Origin of the sequence: Alteracholeplasma palmae J233 (assembly GCF_000968055.1) — a bacterium.
Taxonomy (GTDB): domain Bacteria; phylum Bacillota_I; class Bacilli_A; order Acholeplasmatales; family Acholeplasmataceae; genus Alteracholeplasma; species Alteracholeplasma palmae.
The window spans coordinates 1,262,618-1,287,767 of sequence record NC_022538.1 but is presented as its reverse complement, the minus strand read 5'-3'; the positions used below and the strand labels follow the sequence as shown (position 1 = coordinate 1,287,767).

The following is a 25,150-nucleotide window of genomic DNA, read 5'->3' as shown; positions in this document are numbered from 1 at the left end:
ATGAAAGCTATAAGAAAAATATGGAGATATATTAGAAATTATAAGAAGGCGTTAGTGATTGCATTATTTTCGATGTTAGTAATACAATCGCTTAATTTAGCAGCTCCACTCCTTGTTAAATCTATTTTAGATGATCAGTTAGTAGCAATCAAAGAACCTTGGTATGAAACAGTTGAAAAGACAGAAAAATCAGTTTTGTATAATGGAAAATACTACCAACAACAAGAAACTAAAACAGAAAATGTTTTATCCGTTGTTATTGTTAAGGGAAAGTATTATGCAGTAGATGATATAGTAATTCAAGGTAATTATCATGTAGAAAATAATACTTTAATAGTTACAGATACAAATAACTTAGTCACAAAATATAATTTAATACAACTAGATATAAACGAAGTAAAAGATTTTTACTCACCCTTTATTAATCCTTTAATTATTCTTTTAGTATTGCTTGTTTTAAGGTATTTCTTGCAAATTGCATTTTTATATATTCAAAGAACTGCAACTTCACACATAACAATTAATATTATTAAAGATGCCAGAATAGATGCTATCAAGGCTTTGACCTTACTTCCGATGGATCGGTTTGAAAAAGAACCAGCTGGAAAAATTGCTAATCGTATTATTAATGATGTTAATGGAATAAATAGCCTTTTTAATATCTTAATGAATTTAATGGTGAATGCAACCTTAGCAGTTGTATTTGCATATATTGGAATGTTTTATTTAAACTGGCAATTATCACTTATTACATTTGTTTTATATCCTATTATTTATATATGGTTAAAAGCCTTTATTAAGAGATTAAGAAGAAGTGCAGAAAAAACAAATGAGAGCCGTTCAATGATTACAGCACAACTAAATGAAATTATTAATGGCATAGGGATTTTACAAGTTTATAATTATAAAGATGAAACAATTGAAACGTTTAATCAAGTATCAAATGAATTTAGAAGAGAACAGTTAAAAGAATCACGATTACATTTGGGTATGGGTTGGAATCTTATTAGATTATTAGGTGCATCAATAACAGCTCTAATTATTTTATATTTTGGGTATAACTCATTAAATATATATGGTTTTGTCGCTACAGCTGGCTTGATATATGCGTATAATGATTATTTATCTAGACTAGTAGAACCTGTCATGATGTTATTTAGAGAAATTGGAAATTATCAACATGCTGTTGTAAGATCTGAAAGATTATTTAATTTAATAGATAGTGTAAAAGAAGATGATGAATACCATGAAATCGACAGATATAAGGGAAAAGTTGTTTTTGATGGTGTATGGTTTTCATATGTAGAAAACCAACCTGTATTAAAAGGAATAGATTTGACTATTGATCCAGGGCAGATGATAGGAATTGTTGGACATACAGGTTCTGGAAAATCAACACTGATGAATTTACTGTTAAGGTTTTATGACTTTAAAGATGATGATATGGGAAATATATACATTGATGATTTACCAATAGATACATATAGTAAAAGAACTTACCGTAAACATATAGGTATCATTTTACAAGACCCAATTATGTTTAAAGGAACTCTTGCAGATAATATTAGATTTGGTGCAGAAGCAAGTGATGAACTAATAGAAGAAACGTTAAGATTAGTGGGTGGTGGAAAACTATTAGATAAACTTGAATTTGGAATACACCAAAAAATTGTTAGAGGTGGAAGTAATTTAAGTGTGGGAGAAAAACAAATTATCAGTTTTGCTAGAGCAATCCTGCATAATCCCTCTATTTTAATTATGGATGAAGCAACTGCTAATATAGATACTGAGACTGAAGAAATGATCCAAAGAGCTTTAGAAGAAGTTAAGAAGAATAGAACAACCATTGTTATTGCACATAGATTATCAACAATTAAAAAAGCGAACAAAATAGTTGTTTTAGAAAATGGATTAAAAGTAGAAGAAGGAACCCATGAAGCACTACTTAAAAATAATAGTGTTTATGCAAATATTTATAGATCGCAAGTAAAAATAGAAGAGATAATGTAAGTGTCAAAAATATGGTAGTGGATTAGGAAGGTATTCTTAATCCATTATTTTTTTAATAGCAGAGAATAATAATTGATTTTTAAGGTGAAAAATGTTATAATTTTAATCAGTTTCTTAACAATAGAAACAAGAAAAGAAAGGATGTGCTTTTCCAAAAATGGAAGCCGAAAGTAGTCAGCCGCGATTGTGGCATAAAGAAAATGAAGATGAGGTATTAAGGCAACTTAATACAACTAAGGAAGGTCTTTCTGATAAAGAAGCTTTACTTAGATTAACCAAGGATGGATATAACGAACTCCAAGGTAAAAAAAGAAAATCAGTTGGTAAGATGATTTTAGAGCAATTAAAAGATAAAACAAATATTATCTTAATGATTGCTGCCAGTATATCGTTAGTATTAGCGATTGTTGAACAAATGACAAATGGAACAGTAGATTATATTGAATCTATTGTAATATTTACGATTGTAATTCTTAATAGTACAATTGCAATTGTTCAAGAAAGAAAAGCAGAAAATGCATTAGATGCGTTAAAAGATTTAAGTGCACCACACGCTAAAGTTTTAAGAGAAGGTGAACTTAGTATTGTATTAACAAGAGAACTTGTAAGAGGAGATATTGTTTATCTTGAAGCAGGAGATATTGTTCCTGCAGATCTACGTTTATTTGATACAAGTGAATTGGCTATACAAGAAGCTGCTTTGACTGGTGAATCTGTTCCAGTTATTAAAGATGCTGAAATAGAAATAGAAGAAAATCTTTCAATTGGTGATAGATTAAATATGGCGTATATGTCAACAATTGTAACAGGCGGTAATGGTTATGGTATTGTAGTTGAAACTGCAATGAGAAGTGAAGTAGGTAAAATCGCTCAATCACTTAATACCCAAGAAAACGTTGATACCCCACTTAAAATTAAGTTAGCTAAATTAGGACATAATTTAAGTATTGTTGCAATCTTTGTATGTAGCATTGTTATTGGATTGGATTTAATTAGATGGGATTGGGCGAATAACCCGATGACATTCGTAAGTTTCATGCCAACATTAATGACAGCTGTTGCGCTTGCAATTGGTGTAATACCTGAAGGATTACCTACTATTGCAACAGTAATTATGGCACTTGGTGTTACAAGAATGGCAAAGAAAAATGCCCTTGTAAAAAAACTTCCTGCAGTTGAAACACTAGGTAGTGCAACTGTTGTATGTAGCGACAAAACAGGGACTTTAACACAAAATAAAATGACTGTTGTTGAAGTTGCTGTAAACGGAGATTTTAAGCAAGGTAAAACAAGAATTGTTGAAAATAAACCAATTAACGATAAAATATATCAACCCTTATTAAAAGCAGCTATGCTGTGTAATAATGCCGAGTTTGACCCTGATGATGAAAATAACATTATTGGTGATCCAACAGAAGGAGCGTTACTATATTTTGGTAAGGTTAATAAAATAGATTTAGATGAAATAGATGAAAAATACGAACGTGTATTTGAACAACCATTTGATTCTGATAGAAAAATGATGAGTGTTGTAGTAAAAGATAAAGAGAAACTAATTGGTTACACTAAAGGTGCAATAGAAGAAGTTTTAGATGAAGTTACACACTTTTTAGATGAAGATGGTATTAGAAAAATCACCTTAGAAGATAAAAAACAAATTTTAACTTTATCAACTCAAATGGCTAAAAGAGCATTAAGAGTTCTAGGGTTTGCCACAAAAGAAATTAAAGAAGTTCCTGAAGAAGGCGATGATGTTGAAGAAGGTTTAACATTCATTGGATTAACAGGTATGATAGATCCTCCTAGAACAGAGGTTTTATCCGCAATCAGAAGTTGTCGTGATGCAGGTGTTCGTACAGTAATGATTACAGGAGACCATAAATTAACGGCTGTCGCTATTGCACAAAGTTTAGAAATATTTGATGAAAATCGTGGAGATTTAGCAGTTGGTCAAGATGAATTAGAAAAAATGACTGATGAAGAATTGAAACTTATTATTAAAAAAGTAACTGTCTTTTCAAGAGTTTCACCACAAGAAAAACTTAGAATTGTTAAAGTAATGAATGAAGTTGGAGAAATTACTGCAATGACAGGTGATGGTGTTAACGATGCTCCAGCCCTAAAAGCAGCTCATATTGGTATTGCTATGGGAAGTGGAACCGAAGTAGCTAAAGATGCAGCAGACTTAATCTTACTTGATGATGATTTTAAAACAATTGAAGTAGCTATTAAAGAAGGTAGACGTATTTATAAAAATATTATAAAGGTAGTTCAATTCTTATTAGCTGGAAACGTTGCTGAAATTTTAATGATTATTCTAGCGCAAATATTAGGATGGCCAACACCTCTTATTGCTATTCATATTTTAGTAATTAACTTAATTACAGATTCAATTCCAGCACTTGCCTTAGGTGTAGATCCAGCGGGTAGAAATATCATGAAAGAAAAACCACTTAAAACAAACTCTCTTTTTTCAGACGGGTTAGTAGTAAGAGTAATCACTCATGGAGTATTTACTTTAATTGCATCATTTGCAGCTTATGCATATGGGATTTTAGTAGTAGATAGTCAACCGGTTGCTATGACTATGTCATTTATGATTTTATCGATTTCACAGTTATTACACTCTGTGAATCAAAGATCAAATGTAGCATCAGCATTTAAGCCACATGATTTTAATAAATGGCTTTATTGGGCAACATTTGGTTCTCTAGTGATTGTACTTATTTTATCATTAGTACCGGGTGTACAAGGTTTATTTAATTTAGTATACTTGACCCCACTTCAATATTTATTAGTTGCTGTGTTCTCGTTTGTACCATTTATATTTGTAGAAATTGAAAAATTAATACATAGAATATATTTAAAGAAACATAAAATAGATTATTCAAATATGTAATATAATATTAAAATTCCTTAGCAGTTATTCTGTTAGGGGATTTTTTTATAATAGAGGTTAATGTATTATTATAAAATTTTCTTTTAATTGAGTTAAAAGGTAGGTTTCTACATCCATATTAAAGAAATAAAAAACTAAAATCCAAATAGATAATACTTATTTGAATTTTTAAAAATGAGCATATAGAGTCAAATTTTTATTATCTTTATGTGATATACTTATAATAAAAAGAGGTGGGAAAATGCATGCTTGGGAATCCATTCAAGAAACAGTAGATTATATTGAGGATAACATAAGAAAAGATATAGAAATTAATGAGCTTGCTTCAATCGCAAAACTTTCACCCTTTTATTATCAAAGATTATTTACAAGGCTCATCAAAAAACCAGTAAGAGAATATATCAAATTAAGAAAACTAGCTAGAGCTTCTATAGATTTAAAAAATAAGAAAAAATTAGTTTCTATAGTTTCATTAGAATATGGGTTTTTAAATCATGAAACTTTTACAAGAGCATTTAAAAACACATATGGTATAACACCACTTGAATATAGAAAAAAAGATTTGGAACTAGATAATTTTGAAAAACCAGATTTACTATTAAATTATGTAATGGTAGATGAAGGTGTCCCTTTAATTACGGAAGGCTTAGTTTTAGAGTACAATAAAATGACACTGGATAAAGAAATTAGATTTATTGGTGTTACTGGTTATTTTAAATTTGAAAGTGGCAAAATGTCAGGAGAACGACCAGGAATTTCAGGACCTGCACTTATTTGGAAGAATTTTTTTGAAGAAAAGAATAAAATACCAAACAAGAAAGAACCTAGAATGATTGGTGTTTCTTATCATGGAGATGCAAAAGATGGATACTCGACATACTTTTGTGGTATCGAACCGGATTTAAATTATAAAAATAGTAAATTAGATCAATTTATTCTACCAGTAAGAGAGTATTTGGTTTGTAGATTTGAGGCACAAAGTTTATATGAACTCACAACAGTTGCGATGTCAAAAGTTATGAAACATACTAGATTTTGGTTAAGAGAACATGGTTTAAGAGCTGATGGATTCTTCCCAGAAATTTACCCACATATAGAAAAAAATGATGTTATTTATATGGAATTATGGATTCCATTTATAAAAAGATAAAGCTTAAAGGAGCGAATTTTATGACTGAATTTGAGAAGGGTTTAGAAATTATTACTAAAAGATGTGGTAATGATAGAGATAATATCATTTCACTAGCAACTATACATTCTGAAAAAAATGGAAAAAGTATCCCAGCTGTAAGAGATGTAGATGCATATTATGAAAATGGTTCATTCTATATTGTGACATATGCTAAATCAAATAAGATGTTAGAAATAAAAGAAAACCCAAATGTAGCATTCTCTGTTAATTCTAGAAATATATCTGGAAAAGCAGTTGGAACTAATTTAGGGTGGGTCTTAGATCCTAAAAATGCCGAGTTAAGAACTAAGCTAAGAAGAGTTTTTTCAAAGTGGTATGATGAAGCAAATAATGAAGCAGATATTAACTTTTGTTATTTAGAGATTAAAATAACGTATGCTGTTGCAGTTACTGGGCATGGACCAACTACAAAAAAATATCATTTAGATTTCTTAGAAAAAAAGATAATAGATGAAGTGAAGGAATTAAAAAAAAGAGAAGCTTATTATTTTAAATTTAATGGACTAGATGCAATTGAACAAGGAAGAACATTCATTTTTAAATTCTTAAAAGAGAATCGTATTGACTTGGAAAAAAGTTTGGAACCTGTGTATATTTTTGGCAGCTATGACATTTTAAAAAAGGATACTGAAGAATTAGAGTATACATTGTATCTTGTTATTTCAGATAAAGTAAAATTAGTAGATGAGCCTTTAAAAACACATGTTTTTGGTGCTAATTATGTTAGAAGATTTTGCCTATATAAAGATATTTTAGAAGAATCTTTAAGTTTTTATAATGACTTGAAAAAAGAAAAAAGTCATAATCAGGATTCAATAATTACTGAGCAGTATCTACTGTCTAAAAATAACTTCACTAAGAGTACACAAGTTTTACTGCTTTTAGAAAGTAGTAAAATAATATGAAAATAGGAGATCTTTTATTATTTGGAAAATATCAGTTTAGAGTGTTAGAAATTGATTCTAATAGGGCACTAATTATTACCGATGAAATTATTGAGAAAAGACCTTATCATAATACATACGAAAGCGTTACTTGGGAAACATGTGACTTAAGGAAATATTTAAATCATGAATTTTATTATACTTTTACACAAGAAGAACAAGGAAGGATCATACCTGTTACTAATAAAAATTTAAATAATCCATGGTATCATACAAATGGTGGAAATGATACATATGATTTTATATTTTTACTTGATATCTTTGATGTAGTGTGTAAATACTTTGGAGATAGCAGTAAGCATTTAATTAGAAAATCAGAAAAAGAAAAGTACTGGTTTGCAAAAAGGGATGAAAATAATATAAATAGACTGGCAACGTATAAAGGAAATAATTTTTGGTGGTGGATAAGGACACCTGGAAGAATACCAAATACAGCTGTTTATATTCATGGTAATCCAATTGGACGTGTAGGTATTAATGGAAATAATGTTTTCTTTAGGACATATACTGAAAATAGACAGGGGGGAATAAGACCTGCTTTGTGGATTAAATTAGACTGAAAATAAGTAATATTGACATTACTTATTTTTTATCATATAATTTAAAACAAGCGTTACACAACATGTGTTTTAAATAGAGGTGATAAATATGCCACCTAAGGCAAAATTTACAAAAAATCAAATTACAGATACTGCACTAGAAATATTAAGAAGTCAAGGTATAGAGTATTTAACAGCAAGAGCACTTGGAAAAGCGCTAGGAAGTTCTTCAAGACCTATTTTTACTGTTTTTCAAAGTATGGAAGAATTAAAAGATGTTTTGATAGAGCGCATTAAAATTATTTATCATGAATATATTCAAGAAGGATTAAATGATCCACTACCTTTTAAGGGAGTAGGGATGTCTTATGTTAAATTTGCAAAAGAAGAACCCAATTATTTTAATATATTATTTGCAACCTGCAGAGAAGATATACCTAATGTAGAATATATTCTACCTATGATTGATGACAATTATGAAGCAATTATAAACTCCATTAAAGCAAGTTACCAACTATCAGATTTATTAAGCATAAAACTTTATAGACACTTATGGATTTATACTCATGGTATTGCTACACTATGTGCTTCAAAGTTATATTTGTTTAATGAAGAAGAGGTTAGTCAAATGATAACAGAGATTGCTAAAAGTTTACTAAGGGCAATGAAAGAGGGAAAAATACAATGATTTGCATTCGAAATATAAGAAAATCATATGGTATAAAAGAAAATAGTTTTCCAATTTTAAAGGGGATTAGTTTAGAAATAAAAGATGGCGATTTTGTTGCTATTCTTGGAGCATCAGGTAGTGGCAAGACAACACTTTTAAATGTAGTATCAGGACTTGAAAAAGTGGATGAAGGTCAAATCTTTTATGATTCACTCAATATTGAAGAATTGTCTGAAACTGAGCTGACAAAGTTTAGAAAAGATAATATTGGATTTGTATTTCAATCATTTTATTTACTGCCTAATATGAATGTTTTAAAAAATGTCAAGTTAGGGGCTGATTTGATTAATAACAAAGACTACAAAGATGTTATTGAAAAAGTTGGTCTTTTGGATAAACTTAATAAGTTTCCAAGAGAACTTTCTGGTGGAGAACAGCAAAGAGTAGCTATAGCAAGAGCACTTTCTAAAAAACCTAAGTTTTTATTTTTGGATGAACCAACTGGTGCACTGGATGAGCAGACAGGTAGAGAAATTCTTGATTACTTGATTAAGTTACAAAAAGCAGAGAAGTTTACAATGATCATGGTTACACACAATCAAAATATTGCACAAATGGCAAATACTATTGTTATGATAAATAGCGGACAAATTCAAAATGTATATCAAAATGAGACACCAAAAGATGCCTATGAAATTGCGTGGTAATATATGATATCAATTAAAGACTTGAAAAAATTTGTAGGTATCATAATTATTATGTTTTGTGCAGTTTTTATATGTAACTTATTTTTAAACTATAGACTAGACTTGAAAAAAATAGAAGTCTATGCAACAACTAATGAATTATATGATTTTTATAAGGCGAGAGTAGCAACAGCAAATATGGTTTCATTTGTTACTGGAGCATGTTTATTCTTAACTTCTATAACGATGCTATTTTTCTATATTAAAAATTATTTAGATGTACATAAAAATGAACTAGGCATATTAAAAGCACTAGGATATAGAAATATGCAAATTTCAAGAAAGTTTTGGATATTTGGATTAAGTGTATTATTAGGTGGAACGCTTGGGTATTTAGCTTCTTTTTTAGTAATCCCATTATTTTACAATATTCAAAATAAGAGTATTCTATTACCACCAGTATCTTTAACTTGGCATTTAATACTTTATGTATATTTAGTTATTTTTCCAACACTAGCATTTTCATTACTATCAATTTTTTATACACAAAGAAAACTGAAATCATCAGCACTTTCACTGATTAAAGAAGTGCCCGAGTATACTAAGTTGGTTAAAAAAACACAGGAAAATGAAAGTGATACTTTTATGAAAGATTTACAAAAAACAACATTGAAAAGTAAGAAGACACTTGTCTTCTTTATTGGATTTTCTGCTTTTTGTTTTTCTGAAATGATTCAAATGTCTGCGAGTATTAAAGAATTTTCAGATATTCTTATGGCTATTATTACAATAGGAATTGGTGTTGTTCTAGCAACAACAATTGTGATTTTAGCGATTGAATCTGTAATTAAGGGTAACTTAAAAACAATTGCTGTGATGAATACTTTTGGTTACTCAAAAGCTGAGTGCAGTAAATCTGTATTAGATGGGTATAAAATATTTGCATATCTTGGGTTTATGTTAGGGACACTGTATCAATATGGTATTTTAAGTATTATGGTTAATGTTGTATTTAGTAAAGTAGATAGTGGTATTGTTTATAATTTTGACTTCAAAGCATTTATAGTTACATTTGTTTTATTTGTCTTTACATATGAAATACTTATGGCATTTTATAAATATAAGATAAGTAAAATTTCAATTAAAGAAATTATGCTACAGTAAGATAGAATATAATTAGAGGATGTTGTATGAATAAGAAAAAATGTTTGATAATCAATATAGTATTACTTTTATGGTTTTTATTAGATATGATAGGTTTAAAAATTGGAAATCAGTATTTAGTAGTTCAAGCGTGGAAAGAAGATGGAATTTTCTTTTTAGTGTATTTTATAATAATTGTGGTATTTTTATTTAAAGAGAAAATTGGAAAATATGCGTTAACAATATTTTTATTTCTATGGCTTTTTATACAAGTTATGTCACATGAAATATACACGATTACAGGTGGCGGATTAAATAAAATAGATTATTTTAAAGAAACGATTAAATTATTTCCATCAAAAAGTGTCTATATACCTGATTTATATCATCTAATACTTCATGTATTAATTCTAGTAGCCTTAATTTTTACAGTTACATATATATTCAAGAAAAGAATAACTAAGTAAAGATATGAATAATTAAGATAACTTCAAAAAATGAATAGTCTTTAAAAAATATAGATATTTATTTTTTTATAATAGTTTATTTAGAATAATTAAGTAAAAAAGTTATTATTAAAAGTAATAAGAATAGTGATTTATCATATAAGATAAATAGTATACTATTAATAATATAAAAATATATGGAGGACAAAGGTAATGAAAAGTAGTTATTATGAGCATGTTGAAGGAAAAGCAGAACATTTAGTTTATTTAGATAAAAAGGGAAAAGAATTAGAAAAATTATTAGAAGGATCTAAAACAGCGATCATTAGAGGAGCGGCAGGTAAAAAATCACCTTTAGGCGGCAGAGTTAAAATAGGAGATATACTATACTTTGTTCAAACTGGAGGCGATTTATTAGTAACGCACAGAACTATTGTTACAAACGTTACAGAAACAGAGAAAATGCTTGAAGAAGAATCAATAGCTTTTGTTGATAAACACCAAGATAAACTTAATCTAGCAAAACACCAGTATGAAAGATGGGCAGGTAAGAAATTTCTTTGTATTATTGAAGTAGATAGATTAGAAGAAATAGAAGCGTTTGAATATTTAAGAGAAAGTAATATGGATGATTGGGTAATAACACAAGATATTAATACAATAAAAAAATAATTCATTTAAATTAATTGAAGAAGGTGTGGATAAATTGGAAACATACATTTTGTTATTACGTGGTATTAATGTAGGTGGTAAGAATATTATTTCTATGAAAGAGCTTAAAACTTTATTTGAAGATTCCGGTTTTAAAAATGTTAAAACATACATCAATAGTGGTAATGTTATATTTTCAAGTGAACAAACTGATATCAATCAAATAATATCTCATTGTGAATCTTTGATTAAGGAACAGTTTAGTTTAGATATTAAAGTTTTAATTGTAGAGATAAATAAATTTATTAAAGTTATTGAACAAATACCTAGTACATTTAAAGAATCAGATAAAGATTATTATGATACAGTTGTTTTTATGATGCCTGGAGTAACTGCAGAATCAGTTTTAAACACAATAGAAAACAAACTTACAGATTATGATGTAATTCATGCAAAAACTGATGTTATTTATTGGAGAGCTTATTTACCATCTTTTTCAAAATCAGGACTTGGAAAATTAGCAGCGACTAAAGTAAATCAATTAATTACAATTAGAACTATTAAAACAGTTAATAAAATATTAGAATTACACTATAAGTAGCATTTAGGGGAAAAAAATGAAAACATATGAACTTCAAATATTAGATTTTAAAAAAGTTAGAATGCTGGGTAAGAAAGTACTAGTTAAGATGGGTTCTAATGCTAAAAAACACTGGCAAGAATATCTTAATGATGGATCAAATCAATTATTACAAGAAAATGAAAATAGAGTTTCACCAAAAGGTGATTGTATTGGCTTTATGGGTGGATATAATCCTCAAACAAAGACATTTATAGAAATGCCTGGTGTATTTGTAAAACCAGATACAATTGTCCCAGATGGTTTTGATTATATAGATATACCAGATTGTAATATGGCAGTGCTTTGGATTACAGCAGAGAACCCAAATCTTGAAAAAGGTGCACATAATTTGTTGTTAAAGCATTTAAAAGAAACAAATTATGAAGCTGACTATAGTTTAGGATTTTCAGCAGAATACTACACTAGTGTGGGATATGTAAATTTAGATAAGAATAACCCTATATATAAGTTTGGTTATTTCTTACCATGTAAAGAAAAATTAGTATAAATAGTTTTTGGGAAAAAAAGTCGAGTTTCTTTTAAACATATATTTTAAAATATAAGCATGAAAGAAGGATTTTATCTTGAACATTTATGAACTTATGCAAAAAGTAATTGAAGAAATTGAAAAACATTTAGAACAACATATTAATATTGATAAGCTAGCGTCAAGTATTGGTATGTCTTTATCAAATGTATATAGATTTTTTTTATCACTTGTTGGTTATAACATTAAAGAATATGTCAGGCTAAGAAGAATCTCAGAAGCAGCAAGTAAATTAAAACAAGGACATTCAGTAACTGATTTAGCATATCTTTATACATATGATACTCCAGACTCATTTACTAGAGCATTTAAAAAAATCACTGGCGTATTACCTTCTAAATATAAAAAAGAAAAGCATTTCTTTCAGTTTAAAAAAATAAATATACTTGAAAGGAATTTTATGAACTTAGAAGAAAAAGCATTAGGGGTTAAGATTTTAAAACATATGGAAAGTATTGAGGTTATATACTTTAATTACTATGGCAATAATCCAGAAGATGGCGCGTTTGAGCTTTTTAAAAAATGGGCAAAAAATAACAAAATTGATATTGTAAAAGAAGGTCTACGTGTTTTTGGTTATAATAACCCTAATCCGAAAGATGATTCAGGAGTTTATGGGTATGAATTATGTGTGACTTTAAATAAAAATATTAAACAAAAAGTAAGCCTTGAAAATATTAAAGTACTAGAAGGTGGAATGTACGCGGTTGTTACTGTTAAAAAACAAGAAGATAAGCATATAGGACAGTCAATCGCAGAAACATGGCAACGCTTTGGTACATGGCTTCAAGCAAGCAAATTTATATTAACAGAGCGTCAATGGTTAGAAGAACATCATGATTTTGATCAAGAGTATAATCATATAGGAAATGTAGATCTTTATATGTCGATTGATTATAAAGATACAAAAGTTGATGCATTAGAGATTAGAGAAATGAAAGAAAGAATGGCGAATTATTATACCTTTAAAGGAAGTAACGCAATTTCAGAAGGTAGATCTTATATTACTACTTGGTTTTTAGAAAATAAAATTGATTTAGCAAAAGAGCAAGCCCCTATTTATATATTCGGTAGTTATGATTTAGAAGAAAAACAGACAGATGATTTTGAATATAAACTATACTTTATAACAGAAAATATTGAATATAAAAAAAAGTCAGAACAAGAGCTTGTTTTAGGCAAGACTTATGTTAGAAAATTTATTAATTTTGAAAATCTTACAGATTCATGGGATTTTCTTTATGGAGAGTATAAGAATAATGAAACTTATAAAATAGATAGTTCTATTATCTATGAGCAATATTTAATGGAAACAGATGTAATCACTAATCAAACGACTGTACTTCAATTATTGCAGGTAACAAAAAAATAATATTTAGAATTAGACTTTAAATGTATCAAAATAAAGTGTGCAATAATAGATATAAAATCCACGCATGTAAAATTTACTTGAGTGGATAATGTGCTTTTTAAAAATATAGAATTGGAAGTAATAGATATGAATGAAGATTTTATCAAATTATATCAGCATCTGAATATAGAAGTTTTGGATTTAATGAGGCAAATAGATACTTTGATTAAAAGAAGTGTTGATTTTGTGATAGAAGAAAAAGTATGGTCAAAAACTGCGATGTACTATATAGGTAAAAGAACAATTATTTTAGCACTTTTTTCTGATCATATTAATATTGTTTCAAATCCACAAATTTATAAAGATAGTATACTTTATCAAAATGCAATTATAGAAAATAAAGAGTTCTTAAAAGGATATAAAATTACCCCAAAGGGTATGCTTCAGATATATTTAGGACAAGAAGTTCCAGAACAATTACTGCTTCAAATATTCAAGCAAACATTCACTAAGTAAAAAATGGAGATAAAGGCATGGAAAAAAGGGGATTAAAAATTAAAATAATTTATATTATAGGATGTAGTTTTAGTTTATTTATAGGGCTTTTTCATTTTAGTTTCCCTTATCTATTTTCATGGTATTCATATGTACCTGATATACCTTATAATCTAAGAGTATCAATTGATTATGTTAATTTCTTTTTTTCACTTTTATTATCAGGTTTAAGTATTTTAAGTATCATAGTTTCAAAAGGGGTTATTTCAAGACATAAAGAGTCATCATATATAGCATATTTACTTGCAGTTGTGTGGTTTTTCAGAGTTATAATCAATGTTATCTTACCATCAAATGGCATATATGATTCGATGTTTTTTGGACAATTTAGCATGAGTCTTGTCATATTTCTAATGATTCTCATACCTCTTATACTAAGAAAAAATTACTTGAAAGCTAGATTATCATAAATAAACCATTCATCAGAAAGCATTTTACTATGTTTATTTAAGAGTCTTAACTTAAGTCACTTATCATATATTTTAAGTGAAAATATATAAAAGCATATACTTAATTTATATGTACTACTATTTACAATTTTATAATATAGTTATATAATAGCATCATATTTAAACTAGAAAGATGGTGATCACAATGGCAAACAATCAAGTTAGTAATGACTATATTTATGTTTTTATGATGGTTCGTCTTCGTGATGATTCATCAGAGATATCACACCACAACGACTAAAGTCCTTGTGGTATAAAAAAGAATCATAAGCTGCAAGGACCTTTGAAATACAAGGTTTTTTTTGCTTTACAAAAAATAGGAAAGGATATACAAATGACAACACTAAAACAAATTATAGAAGCTGAAAAAGAAAGTGATAAGATGTTAAAAGAGGCATATGATCGTAAAGTTGATGAAACTAAAAAGCTTAAAGAATACATAGAACTTTCAAATAAACAAGCACTAGCAACAATTAATAATGAAAAAAAACATATTGAAGATGAAAAACAAAAGGCACTGCTAAATTTAGAAAAGATACATAAATTTAAAATGGATCAAGTAAAGGAAATAATAGATGCAAGTACACAAGATAAGCATCAAGAGATATTCTTTGAATTGATAGAGGGTATATTAAAGTCATGATTATTCCAGTGAAAAAAATTAGAGTGATTACACATCAAGAAAACCAACATTTGTTTGTCAGTGAAATTCATGAGCAAGGAAGAGTTATGCTTGCTGGCAGTGAACAAAAAAAGATTTTAACCGAGGATGAACAGTTTTTAAAATATGTTGAGAATCATATTATCAATTTAGAAAAGTATACTAAGAAAAAATTTTTTGAATACAAAGAAGTCAAAATAGAAGATTTTGGAAAAATTGCAATAAAGGCAGAAAAAGTACTTGAAGAACTAGATGAATTGCATCGTAGAAAAAAAGAACTTACTGAATCAAATAAAAACATGTTAAATGAATTTGGATTACTCATACCATTTGAAAGTTTAGATGTTTATACTAAAGACTTACTGGACTTAAAGAGAGTTAAAGTCATATTTGGGTATTGGAATGAACTAGAACATGAAGAAATCATGGATAGTTTGAAACAACAAAATATTATGGTTGAATTATACGCTAGATTAGATCAAAAACAATATTGTATTTTGGTTTTAGAACAGGACCAATATCAAAGTAAAATAAATTTTATCAATTCAGTAATTAAAAAAATAGAGATTCCTAGGTTGGATATTTTGATTCCGGATGAATTAAATAGACTCAAAAAACATACAATTTTACAAGAAGCTAAATTAAAAGATATTGAATCAAGATTAAAAGAATTAAGTAAAGATAATAATACACTTAAATTTTACTATGATTACAAAATAAATAAAATGACAGAAAAACTAGTTAAATTAGAGCACACTGAAAAAACGGTTTATATGGAAGGATGGTTACCCTCTAATCAAGTGGAGCAATTAAGAGAAGAACTTAACAAAAAAATGATTTGTGAAATTGAAGAGATTGATATAGAAGAAAATGATTTAATACCAACATATATTGAAAATAATAAATTTATCAGACAATTTGAAACAATTACTAATATGTATTCTGCTCCATCTCACACCGAAATAGATCCAAACCCAATTATGTCTATATGGTATTGGCTTATCTTTGGGTTAATGATGGGAGATATTGGTTATGGTCTTGCAATGGTTATATTCTTTGCATTATTTGTTAAATTTAAAAAACCCAAAGGAGAACTTAAAAAACTTGTTTTAGTCTTTGCGTACTCTGGGGTGTCATCTGTGATTTTTGGGATACTATTTGGTAGTTTCTTTGGAGCTAAATTTGATTTGTTGAATACGATTGGAATATGGATGGGCAACCCAAATTTAACCTCTATTGTTTTAGAACCCATTAAAGATCCGCTTCCTATGTTAATCGCATCTCTGGCGATTGGCGTATTACATATTATTTCTGGATTAGTTCTTAAAATAATCATAGAAGTACGTAAAAAATCATATTTAACGGCGGTATCTGAGGGGTTAAGTTGGATATTAATACTTTTAGGCATAGTTTTATTTATATTGGTTAAGCCTAATATTATAGGGATAGCTATGATTATATTAGGATTTTTAATGATTTTAGTCTTCAAGGGTCATAATCAAAAAGGAATATTTAATAAGGCATTAAGTGGCTTAGGTGGACTTTATGGTATAACAAATTATTTAAGTGACATCTTGAGTTATTCAAGAATACTTGCTTTAAGTTTATCAACAGCAGTCATTGCATTTACAATGAATATGTTGGCTGATATGGTGTCTGGAGGTATATTTGGATTTATTCTAGCTACTATTGTTTATTTAGTTGGGCATATATTTAACTTTGTAATGGGGCTTTTATCAGCATATGTGCATGATGGAAGACTACAATATTTAGAGTTTTTTGGAAAGTTTTACGAGGGTGGAGGTACTGTTTTTACCCCATTTGAATATCAGTTTAAATATATAGATGAAATAATTAAGGAGAAAAAATAAAATGACAACAGGATTAGTTTATGCATTAATTGGAGCAGCACTTAGTATTGGACTTGCAGGTATTGGATCAGCAATTGGAGTTGCTCTATCAGGGAAAGCAGCAGCAGGTGTTATTTCAGAGAAACCAGAACTTTTTGGTAAAGTATTGATTTTGCAAGCATTACCCGGTACGCAAGGTATTTATGGCTTTTTGTTAGCAATTTTGATTTTAGTTAAAGTGGGGCTTGTTGGAGGAACACCAATTCAAATTACAGATGCACAGGGATTATCGCTTTTTGCATCAACACTACCAATTGCGGTAGTTGGTTTAGTATCAGGTATTTACCAAGGAAAAATGGCTGCAAGCGCAATTGCTATGACTGCTAAAAAACCTAATATGTCAGCTCGTGGTATGACTATGACAGCAATTGTTGAAACATATGCAATTTTGGCACTTTTAGTAAGTATTTTAATGTATAGTGCTATTAGCATTTAATTGGAGTCTATTATGAATGATAGAGCACTTCATGAGAGAATTGTTATAGAAAGTAAACTTAAATCTTTAGAGATTGAGAAACAAACTACACAAGAAATTGAAACTTTAAAACATGATGCACTTAATAAAATCAAGGAAGAAGTCAAAGATACTTTAAAAAAATTTCAAGAAAAAAGCGACCTCGATATTTTAATGTTTGAAAAGAAAAAAGAAGCGGAACTTAACAGTTTTCAAAAGGAAACCAAAGTAATTCAAGTAGAATCATTATTTGATAAAGTTTATGAATATATTACTAAATTAGATAAAAAAGAACTTTGCAACTGGGTTTATAAACTAGTTAATGTGGATGAAATTTTTGGTGATGAAATAATTTATGTATCAAGTCAAAATATGGATAAATACTTAGAGGCTTTTTCTAGTAAAAAAGATAAAGATGATCTAGATTTACTTAATAAGAAAAATAAGAATTTTAAGTTTAAACTTAAAACAGATAATCTCAATTTCAAGGAAGGTTTTATCGTGGTTAAGGATGATTTTGACTTGATTTTTGACTACAAACAAATTGTGGATGAGTATAAAAAAAATCGAGAGAAAGAAGTTTATGAAAAATTTTATGGTAATGAATGATGAGTATTTACTTGGTCTTCTAAATTCCAAGATAACAACTCTATACACTAAGGAAACCTATGAACTTTTAAAAACAATGGAAAAAAAGGACTTACTAAGATACTTATATCATGATGGTATTCTCATAGAGGAGCATTCAGATTTTAAACTTGGACTAAAAAGTCTAGATGAAGCTTTAAAATATGAAATATCATCATATATTGGGAAAGAGCATTTAGTATATCAATACTTTTTTTCAAATCAGAAAAAATCAGTTGATTTTTATAATACAATATACAATGAAATAAAGCCGCAAAATATATTATCTGAGATTATAAGTTATAGAAACTCAGTTAAAAATATTATTATGGCGTATAGATTATGTGAAAATAATGAAGATGTATTAGTCTTTAAATCTAATATGTTAAAGCAAAATCAATATGAAATTGATAGATTAGAAACTGCATATATTCAAGGTAAAAAAGAATTAATTCAATTTACAAAATCTGAACTTAATACTGATGTTGATATAGCAGATAGTGTTTTAAAAATTGATAGAAAACTATCTAAGCAATATCTGGAGTATATAAAAAGTTATGCTTATAGTACAAACTTATTAGAAATATTAATTTACTATATTGTGATGAGAAAAAACCAAATTAACCAAATTAAATCAATATATTATCTAAATGAGGTGTGTGATGAATAACTTAGTTTTTATTAGTACAAAAAAAGAATCAGAAGCCTTAAGTGCTGTTGGTTTTGAAGTCTTTATTATTGATGAAAAGCAGCAATTAATAAAAGTTTTAAAAGAATTAAATCACTATGTGAAAGTTATTGCATATGATAGTGAGTTAAAGGATTTAATTAAAGTGTATCAACAGGAAAAAAAAGGAGTATATCCTATATTTTTGGAACTTCCTTTAGAATCAAAAAATATAGGGAATAAAGTTTTAGATATGAAAGAACGTATTAAAAAATCAATTGGTATTGATTTACTTTAGAAAGAGGTAAGAGATGAGTCAAATAAAAGGAAAAATTGTTAAGATATCAGGACCTCTTATTGTTGCAGATGGCATGAGAAATGCACAAGTATATGATGTTGTTCATGTTGGCAACAAGCATATTATTGGAGAAATTATAGAACTAAGAGAAGATTTGGCAAGCATTCAAGTATATGAAGAAACAGCGGGTATAGGCCCGGGAGAACCGGTTGAATTAACAGATCATCCATTATCTGTTGAGCTTGGACCTGGGCTTATTGAAAGTATTTTTGATGGTATTCAAAGACCACTTACAAGTATTTATGAAAAACATGGAGCATTTATACCTGTCGGTATATCAGTTGCAAAACTTAATAGAGAGAAAAAGTGGCACTTTAAGCCTATTGTAGAAAATGGAACGTATGTTTGTGAAGGTGATATCATTGGTACAGTAGAAGAAACAAAAGCAGTTATACATAAAATTATGGTACCAGTTGGAAAAGAAGGAATTATATCAAAACTTTCTGAGGGTGAATACACGATTTTAGATGAAATTGCAACTATTAAGTCAGAAAATGAAACGTTTAAAATGACAATGCTACAAGTTTGGCCGGTTAGGATTAAACGACCTTATAAAGTTAAAAAAGCTCCAAAAGAACCGATGGTAACAGGGCAAAGGGTTATTGATACATTATTCCCAATTGCAAAAGGTGGTATTGCAGCAATTCCAGGTCCGTTTGGTTCTGGAAAAACAGTTGTACAGCATCAACTTGCTAAATGGGCTGATGCTGATATTATCATATACATTGGTTGTGGGGAACGTGGTAATGAAATGACTGATGTTTTAAGAGAATTTCCAGAACTAATTGATCCTAAAACAGGGCTTTCTTTAATGAATCGTACAGTACTTATTGCAAATACATCTAATATGCCAGTTGCTGCACGAGAAGCTTCAATGTATACAGGTATTACAATTGCTGAATATTTTAGAGATATGGGATATCGTGTTGCAATTATGGCAGATTCAACAAGTCGTTGGGCAGAAGCTTTAAGAGAAATGAGTTCAAGACTTGAAGAAATGCCAGGAGAAGAAGGATATCCTGCGTATCTTGCATCTAGATTATCAGATTTTTATGAAAGAGCTGGAATGGTTGAAACACTTGGAAAAGAACGCATTGGATCAATTACCGCAATTGGTGCTGTTTCACCCCCAGGTGGAGATACATCAGAGCCAGTGAGTCAAGCAACACTAAGAATTGTTAAGGTATTTTGGGGGCTTAGTGCGGGATTGGCATATAAAAGACACTTTCCTGCAATTGATTGGCTAAAAAGTTATTCACTGTATGATACTGATATTGAACAGTTTAATAATTTAACTTATCCTTTATGGGAGGAAACAGTTAAGAAGGTCAGAGTAATCTTGCAAGATGAAACAGCACTTCTTGAAATTGTGAGATTAGTAGGTATTGATTCATTAAGTCCTAAGGATAGAGTTAAGTTACAAGTTGCACAAATGATCAGAGAAGACTATCTTCACCAGAATGCTTTTCATAAGGTAGATACGTATACTTCATTAGAAAAACAATATGCAATGCTTAGAATTATTTTAAGCTGGTTTGATTTAGCACTTTTAGCAACAGAAAATCATGTTGACTATAAGCGAATTGAAGTATTACCAGTCAATGAACGTATAGGGCACTTAAAGTATGTTGAAGAAAATGAAATAGAAAAAGAGATTTTAAGTATTGAACTTGAATTGATAGATCAATTTGAACAATTAAGAAAAGGAGTCAATGAAATTTATGATTAGAGCATATAAGACAATTAAAGAAGTTGTTGGTCCACTTATGGTCATAGAAAAAGTTGCAAATATTAAATACGATGAATTGGTAAGAGTTGTTCAAAAAAATGGTACTGAAAGATTGGGTAAAGTGCTTGAGATTGATAAAGATAAAGCAGTCGTTCAACTTTTTGATAATAGCCAAGGTCTTAAAATTAATGATGCAAAAGCAATTTTCACAGGTGAGGGCTTAAGTTTTGGTGTATCACCACTTATGCTTGGAAGAAAATTTGATGGATTAGGTAGACCAATTGATAAAAAAGGACATATGATTGCAGAAAAATATATTGATATTAATGGTGTACCATTAAATCCAGTAGCAAGAACATATCCAAATGAATTTATTCAGACAGGTATTTCAGCAATAGATGGACTTAATACGTTAGTTAGAGGGCAAAAGTTACCAATTTTTTCGGCCTCAGGGTTAACCCATAATAAATTAGCTGCACAAATTGCTAAACAAGCAACTGTTCGCGGACAAGATGAAAAATTTGCTGTAGTTTTTGCTGCTATTGGGATTACTTTTGAAGAAGCAAATTATTTTAATGAGGTATTCGAGGCAACAGATGCAATCGACCGAACAGTTATGTTTATTAATTTAGCAAACGATCCTGCAATAGAAAGAATCGCAACTCCTAGAATGGCAATTACTGCAGCAGAGTATTTAGCATATGATTTAGGTATGCATGTTTTAGTGATTATGACAGATATCACTAATTATGCAGAAGCATTACGTGAAATTAGTGCTGCAAGAAAAGAAGTTCCTGGAAGAAGAGGGTATCCGGGATACATGTATACAGATTTGTCATCTCTTTATGAAAGAGCAGGCTGTGTTAAAGGTAAAGAAGGAACTATTACACAAATTCCTATTTTAACTATGCCAGAGGAAGATAAGACACATCCGATACCAGACTTAACAGGATATATTACAGAAGGTCAGATTATTTTATCAAGAACTTTATCAGCTAAAGGCATTATACCAGCGATAGATGTATTACCATCATTATCACGTTTAAAAGATAAGGGAATTGGAAAAGGTAAAACTAGAGAGGATCACGCTGATACTATGAATCAACTTTTTGCAGCTTATGCAAGAGGTAAAGATGCCAAGGAACTATCACTTATTTTAGGCGAATCGGCTCTTTCTATGATTGATCAAAAGTATGCACAGTTTGCTGATGCCTTTGAAAAAAAATATATAGCACAGGGCTTTGACACAAACAGAAGTATTGAAGAAACTCTTTCTATCGGATGGGAATTATTAAGTATTTTACCTAAGAGTGAATTAAAAAGAATTGATCCATACTTTATTAAGCAGTATTATAAGGAATCATAGAATATGAGTCAAACTATTAATCCAACAAGAATGGAACTGATGAAACTTAAAAAACAGTTTGAAACGACGAAAAGAGGACATAAACTTCTAAAAGATAAACAGGATGAACTCATGCATCAATTTATATATCTTGTAAAGACATATAAAATAGAACGTAATCAATTAGAAGTTAAAGTTCATGAGTTTCTAAAATGTTATCTTGAAACTGCAATAGACATGGATACAGTAGATATTCATAATTATTTAAATGAGACGAAAGGAATACAGGATATCACATACAGCTATAGCAAAGTTATGGGAGTTGAATTTGCTTCAATAAAATCAGGAGAAACAGTAGTAGAAAATAATTATAGCTATTTTAAGACATCAGCATCATTTGATATACTTTTAAAATATGGGCGCTCCTTATTACCGGAAATATTAAATTTAGCAGTACTTGAAAGTCAAATAGAAAGTATGCTAGTTGAAATTGAGAAATCAAAAAGAAGGGTAAATGCCATTGAAAACATTATATTAAAAGAGATTAACGAACAGATACATTCAATTAAGATGAAGCTTAGTGATTTAGAAAGAAGCAATACAATTAGAATGATTAAGAGTAAAGAGATTATTCTAGATAAGAATAGAAAGATGTGATAGGATGAAAAAAATATCGCCGTATGTAATGATTACACTATCTTTCTTTGTGATTATTATGATAGGAACGATTTTATTATTATTACCTATATCAAAAACAGGAAAAGGGTCATTGGATTTTATAGATGCATTCTTTGTATCCACATCAGCAATTACTATCACAGGACTTTCTCCCGTTTCGGATTTGTCAATTATCTTATCACCTTTTGGGAAAGTAGTATTGGCAGTTTTAATTCAAATTGGTGGACTTAGTGTATTGACAATTTCTGTTTTTATTATGTATATTATTGGTGCTAAAATAGGTATCAGTAATCGTGTTTTAATTAAGGAAAATTTAAATCAAAATGATTTATCAGGTATGGTTAGTCTTGTTGTTAGAATTGTTACTTTTACACTATGCATTGAATTTACAGGTTTTATTATAAATTTATTTGTTTTTATACCACAGTATGACACAGTAACTGCTATTGGAATAAGTGCTTTTCATGCTATATCTGCATTTAATAATGCAGGATTTGATTTACTAGGATCGATTAGTTTACAAAACTATCAAGCACATATATTACTTAACATCAATACAGCGGCTTTAATTATGTTAGGAGGTATTGGTTTTATTGTTATTAATGACTTAATAGAAAAAAAGTCATATAAGAAATTGACAACCCATTCTAAAATTGTACTCAAAGTTAATTTGCTTTTATGGATTTTGGGCATGCTAGTGTTTAAGTTTTCTAATCTAGGTGGTAAATCGTTTTCCTGGCTAGAATCTTTTTTCTTGAGTGTGACAGCACGGACTGCGGGTTTTACTACAATTGATATCAGCGCTATTTCAGCTGTTGCAACACTTATGCTAATTATTTTGATGTTTATTGGAGCATCGCCATCATCAACGGGTGGCGGTATTAAAACAACGACCATCTATACGATATTTAAAGGAATACCTAGTTATGCAAAAGGAAAACAAGTGATAACATATCAAAGATTAATCAATAATGAAACAAGGCATAAAGCTTCTACTTTACTTGCAGTGTCATTATTAATCATTATTTCATCAACGTTTGTAGTATTAACATTTGATCATGTTAACCTAGAAAAAGCAGTTTTTGAAATTGTCTCAGCATTCTCAAATACAGGGTTAAGTAAAAATCTAACCCCTACTTTAAGTGATTATTCAAAATTAACACTTTGTATTTTAATGTTTATTGGTCGATTAGGACCACTTACAATTTTAAGTTTATTTAATAGTGAATGGCATAAAAAAGAATTACATAACATTGAGTATATTGAAGAAAAAATGATGATTGGATAGGTATTAAAGATGAAAAAAAGCATTGCTATCATTGGATTAAGTAGATTTGGTCTCAATTTAGTTGAAAGACTTAGTAAGATGAATGTTGATATTATTGCTATAGACAAAAATAAAGAATCTGTTAGAAAAGCCGGAGAATTAACTAGGAATGTTTATATAGTGGATTCAACTAATGAAGATGCATTAAAAGCTGCTGGAATTGCCTCAGTAGATCATGCGATTGTAGCAATTGGACAAAACGAGAAAACCAACTTGAGTTCTAGTATTATGACTATTATTAAGCTTAAACAATTGGGTATTGAAAAAATTACTGCAAGAGCTGATGAAGAAGATTATGTTGAGGTTTTAAAGCTTGTAGGTGCTACTGATGTTATATCACCACTTTCAATTGCTAGTGAGCGAATTGCTAATAAAGTAGCATCTGGTAATGTCGTGGATTATTTTAATATTAAAAATGACTTTGATGTTTACGAAATTAGAATTGAAGAAAATTTTGAACCACTTGCTATTACAGAATTAGATTCTAGATCTAAATTTAAAATTAATATTTTAGTCATTGAAAGAGATAAGAAAATGATTATCCCTACTAAAGAAACCATGCTTATGCCAAATGATGAGATATTCATTTTTGGAAGAAAAAAGGATATCCCTAAAATTACTGAAGTATTTAGTAAAAACTAACTTATAATAAACTTAGTAGATTCATACTACTAGGTTTATTTTTATTTA

At 29.0% G+C, this 25,150-nt stretch carries 26 protein-coding genes; all 26 read left to right on the top strand.

The features are described 5' to 3' along the window. Entirely contained in the window at window positions 1-2,010 is a 2,010-nt protein-coding gene (locus tag BN854_RS05945) for an ABC transporter ATP-binding protein (protein ID WP_030003637.1), read from the top strand. 157 nt (window positions 2,011-2,167) lie between these two features. Next, a complete protein-coding gene (locus BN854_RS05940) occupies window positions 2,168-4,909 on the top strand; it encodes a cation-translocating P-type ATPase (protein WP_030003636.1) in 2,742 nt (913 codons plus the stop codon). Window positions 4,910-5,150: 241 nt separating this feature from the next. Then, window positions 5,151-6,059: an AraC family transcriptional regulator gene (locus tag BN854_RS05935; RefSeq protein ID WP_030003635.1), complete on the top strand. Its 909-nt coding sequence runs from the start codon at window positions 5,151-5,153 to the stop codon at window positions 6,057-6,059. A 20-nt stretch (window positions 6,060-6,079) separates the two neighbouring features. Next, a complete protein-coding gene (locus BN854_RS07945; RefSeq protein WP_030003634.1) occupies window positions 6,080-7,006 on the top strand; it encodes a hypothetical protein in 927 nt (308 codons plus the stop codon). Beyond that, window positions 7,003-7,605 carry a DUF6273 domain-containing protein gene (locus BN854_RS05925; RefSeq protein ID WP_030003633.1) on the top strand — a complete coding sequence of 201 codons (603 nt, stop codon included), beginning with the start codon at window positions 7,003-7,005 and terminating at the stop codon, window positions 7,603-7,605. The genes BN854_RS07945 and BN854_RS05925 overlap by 4 nt, the downstream gene beginning before the upstream one ends. Before the next feature lie 88 nt (window positions 7,606-7,693). Further along, the gene (locus BN854_RS05920) at window positions 7,694-8,272 is read left to right on the top strand and encodes a TetR/AcrR family transcriptional regulator (RefSeq protein ID WP_030003632.1); all 579 of its coding nucleotides are present in this window, start codon (window positions 7,694-7,696) and stop codon (window positions 8,270-8,272) included. Next, entirely contained in the window at window positions 8,269-8,961 is a 693-nt protein-coding gene (locus BN854_RS05915; RefSeq protein ID WP_030003631.1) for an ABC transporter ATP-binding protein, read from the top strand. Before BN854_RS05920 ends, BN854_RS05915 begins: the two co-directional genes overlap by 4 nt. 3 nt (window positions 8,962-8,964) lie before the next feature. Next, window positions 8,965-10,104, top strand: a complete 1,140-nt coding sequence (locus tag BN854_RS05910) for an FtsX-like permease family protein (protein ID WP_030003630.1) — start codon at window positions 8,965-8,967, stop codon at window positions 10,102-10,104. Between the two features lie 26 nt (window positions 10,105-10,130). After that, window positions 10,131-10,550 carry a hypothetical protein gene (locus BN854_RS05905; RefSeq protein ID WP_030003629.1) on the top strand — a complete coding sequence of 140 codons (420 nt, stop codon included), beginning with the start codon at window positions 10,131-10,133 and terminating at the stop codon, window positions 10,548-10,550. Between the two features lie 192 nt (window positions 10,551-10,742). Beyond that, window positions 10,743-11,201 (top strand): hypothetical protein, encoded by a 459-nt coding sequence (locus tag BN854_RS05900; RefSeq protein WP_030003628.1) that lies wholly within the window; start codon window positions 10,743-10,745, stop codon window positions 11,199-11,201. A gap of 34 nt (window positions 11,202-11,235) precedes the next feature. Then, entirely contained in the window at window positions 11,236-11,781 is a 546-nt protein-coding gene (locus tag BN854_RS05895; protein ID WP_045959833.1) for a DUF1697 domain-containing protein, read from the top strand. 16 nt (window positions 11,782-11,797) lie between these two features. After that, window positions 11,798-12,310 carry a transcription activator effector-binding gene (locus BN854_RS05890; protein ID WP_030003626.1) on the top strand — a complete coding sequence of 171 codons (513 nt, stop codon included), beginning with the start codon at window positions 11,798-11,800 and terminating at the stop codon, window positions 12,308-12,310. 76 nt (window positions 12,311-12,386) lie between these two features. Then, complete coding sequence (locus BN854_RS05885; protein WP_030003625.1) at window positions 12,387-13,721, top strand: helix-turn-helix domain-containing protein; 1,335 nt, start codon at window positions 12,387-12,389, stop codon at window positions 13,719-13,721. Window positions 13,722-13,847: 126 nt separating this feature from the next. After that, window positions 13,848-14,216 (top strand): hypothetical protein, encoded by a 369-nt coding sequence (locus BN854_RS05880; RefSeq protein ID WP_030003624.1) that lies wholly within the window; start codon window positions 13,848-13,850, stop codon window positions 14,214-14,216. A gap of 17 nt (window positions 14,217-14,233) precedes the next feature. After that, on the top strand, window positions 14,234-14,665 hold the full coding sequence (locus BN854_RS05875; protein WP_030003623.1) for a hypothetical protein: 432 nt from the start codon (window positions 14,234-14,236) through the stop codon (window positions 14,663-14,665). Window positions 14,666-15,038: 373 nt separating this feature from the next. Further along, a complete protein-coding gene (locus BN854_RS05870; RefSeq protein WP_030003622.1) occupies window positions 15,039-15,347 on the top strand; it encodes a hypothetical protein in 309 nt (102 codons plus the stop codon). Further along, complete coding sequence (locus BN854_RS07495) at window positions 15,344-17,236, top strand: V-type ATP synthase subunit I (protein WP_030003621.1); 1,893 nt, start codon at window positions 15,344-15,346, stop codon at window positions 17,234-17,236. Before BN854_RS05870 ends, BN854_RS07495 begins: the two co-directional genes overlap by 4 nt. 1 nt (window position 17,237) lies before the next feature. Beyond that, window positions 17,238-17,711 (top strand): V-type ATP synthase subunit K, encoded by a 474-nt coding sequence (locus BN854_RS05860; protein ID WP_030003620.1) that lies wholly within the window; start codon window positions 17,238-17,240, stop codon window positions 17,709-17,711. A gap of 12 nt (window positions 17,712-17,723) precedes the next feature. Further along, complete coding sequence (locus BN854_RS05855) at window positions 17,724-18,338, top strand: hypothetical protein (RefSeq protein WP_030003619.1); 615 nt, start codon at window positions 17,724-17,726, stop codon at window positions 18,336-18,338. Continuing rightward, window positions 18,313-19,026: a hypothetical protein gene (locus BN854_RS05850; protein WP_045959831.1), complete on the top strand. Its 714-nt coding sequence runs from the start codon at window positions 18,313-18,315 to the stop codon at window positions 19,024-19,026. Before BN854_RS05855 ends, BN854_RS05850 begins: the two co-directional genes overlap by 26 nt. Next, on the top strand, window positions 19,019-19,321 hold the full coding sequence (locus BN854_RS05845) for a V-type ATP synthase subunit F (RefSeq protein ID WP_030003617.1): 303 nt from the start codon (window positions 19,019-19,021) through the stop codon (window positions 19,319-19,321). Before BN854_RS05850 ends, BN854_RS05845 begins: the two co-directional genes overlap by 8 nt. Window positions 19,322-19,334: 13 nt before the next feature. Next, window positions 19,335-21,110, top strand: a complete 1,776-nt coding sequence (locus BN854_RS05840; protein WP_030003616.1) for a V-type ATP synthase subunit A — start codon at window positions 19,335-19,337, stop codon at window positions 21,108-21,110. Continuing rightward, on the top strand, window positions 21,103-22,476 hold the full coding sequence (locus BN854_RS05835; protein ID WP_030003615.1) for a V-type ATP synthase subunit B: 1,374 nt from the start codon (window positions 21,103-21,105) through the stop codon (window positions 22,474-22,476). The genes BN854_RS05840 and BN854_RS05835 overlap by 8 nt, the downstream gene beginning before the upstream one ends. Before the next feature lie 3 nt (window positions 22,477-22,479). Next, window positions 22,480-23,112 (top strand): V-type ATP synthase subunit D, encoded by a 633-nt coding sequence (locus tag BN854_RS05830; RefSeq protein WP_030003614.1) that lies wholly within the window; start codon window positions 22,480-22,482, stop codon window positions 23,110-23,112. Between the two features lie 4 nt (window positions 23,113-23,116). Beyond that, a complete protein-coding gene (locus BN854_RS05825; RefSeq protein WP_045959829.1) occupies window positions 23,117-24,421 on the top strand; it encodes a TrkH family potassium uptake protein in 1,305 nt (434 codons plus the stop codon). Between the two features lie 9 nt (window positions 24,422-24,430). Next, window positions 24,431-25,102: a potassium channel family protein gene (locus tag BN854_RS05820; protein ID WP_030003612.1), complete on the top strand. Its 672-nt coding sequence runs from the start codon at window positions 24,431-24,433 to the stop codon at window positions 25,100-25,102. Window positions 25,103-25,150 lie beyond the last annotated feature (48 nt).

Bases quoted from the DNA above. Each gene is read 5' to 3' on its own strand.
- BN854_RS05820 (WP_030003612.1), top strand. From the start codon at position 24,431: ATGAAAAAAAGCATTGCTATCATTGGATTAAGTAGATTTGGTCTCAAT.
- BN854_RS05920 (WP_030003632.1), top strand. From the start codon at position 7,694: ATGCCACCTAAGGCAAAATTTACAAAAAATCAAATTACAGATACTGCA.
- BN854_RS05855 (WP_030003619.1), top strand. From the start codon at position 17,724: ATGAATGATAGAGCACTTCATGAGAGAATTGTTATAGAAAGTAAACTT.
- BN854_RS05835 (WP_030003615.1), top strand. From the start codon at position 21,103: ATGATTAGAGCATATAAGACAATTAAAGAAGTTGTTGGTCCACTTATG.
- BN854_RS05845 (WP_030003617.1), top strand. From the start codon at position 19,019: ATGAATAACTTAGTTTTTATTAGTACAAAAAAAGAATCAGAAGCCTTA.
- BN854_RS07945 (WP_030003634.1), top strand. From the start codon at position 6,080: ATGACTGAATTTGAGAAGGGTTTAGAAATTATTACTAAAAGATGTGGT.
- BN854_RS05915 (WP_030003631.1), top strand. From the start codon at position 8,269: ATGATTTGCATTCGAAATATAAGAAAATCATATGGTATAAAAGAAAAT.
- BN854_RS07495 (WP_030003621.1), top strand. From the start codon at position 15,344: ATGATTATTCCAGTGAAAAAAATTAGAGTGATTACACATCAAGAAAAC.
- BN854_RS05905 (WP_030003629.1), top strand. From the start codon at position 10,131: ATGAATAAGAAAAAATGTTTGATAATCAATATAGTATTACTTTTATGG.
- BN854_RS05850 (WP_045959831.1), top strand. From the start codon at position 18,313: ATGAAAAATTTTATGGTAATGAATGATGAGTATTTACTTGGTCTTCTA.
- BN854_RS05840 (WP_030003616.1), top strand. From the start codon at position 19,335: ATGAGTCAAATAAAAGGAAAAATTGTTAAGATATCAGGACCTCTTATT.
- BN854_RS05925 (WP_030003633.1), top strand. From the start codon at position 7,003: ATGAAAATAGGAGATCTTTTATTATTTGGAAAATATCAGTTTAGAGTG.
- BN854_RS05945 (WP_030003637.1), top strand. From the start codon at position 1: ATGAAAGCTATAAGAAAAATATGGAGATATATTAGAAATTATAAGAAG.
- BN854_RS05880 (WP_030003624.1), top strand. From the start codon at position 13,848: ATGAATGAAGATTTTATCAAATTATATCAGCATCTGAATATAGAAGTT.
- BN854_RS05900 (WP_030003628.1), top strand. From the start codon at position 10,743: ATGAAAAGTAGTTATTATGAGCATGTTGAAGGAAAAGCAGAACATTTA.
- BN854_RS05830 (WP_030003614.1), top strand. From the start codon at position 22,480: ATGAGTCAAACTATTAATCCAACAAGAATGGAACTGATGAAACTTAAA.
- BN854_RS05825 (WP_045959829.1), top strand. From the start codon at position 23,117: ATGAAAAAAATATCGCCGTATGTAATGATTACACTATCTTTCTTTGTG.
- BN854_RS05940 (WP_030003636.1), top strand. From the start codon at position 2,168: ATGGAAGCCGAAAGTAGTCAGCCGCGATTGTGGCATAAAGAAAATGAA.
- BN854_RS05910 (WP_030003630.1), top strand. From the start codon at position 8,965: ATGATATCAATTAAAGACTTGAAAAAATTTGTAGGTATCATAATTATT.
- BN854_RS05935 (WP_030003635.1), top strand. From the start codon at position 5,151: ATGCATGCTTGGGAATCCATTCAAGAAACAGTAGATTATATTGAGGAT.
- BN854_RS05860 (WP_030003620.1), top strand. From the start codon at position 17,238: ATGACAACAGGATTAGTTTATGCATTAATTGGAGCAGCACTTAGTATT.
- BN854_RS05875 (WP_030003623.1), top strand. From the start codon at position 14,234: ATGGAAAAAAGGGGATTAAAAATTAAAATAATTTATATTATAGGATGT.
- BN854_RS05870 (WP_030003622.1), top strand. From the start codon at position 15,039: ATGACAACACTAAAACAAATTATAGAAGCTGAAAAAGAAAGTGATAAG.
- BN854_RS05890 (WP_030003626.1), top strand. From the start codon at position 11,798: ATGAAAACATATGAACTTCAAATATTAGATTTTAAAAAAGTTAGAATG.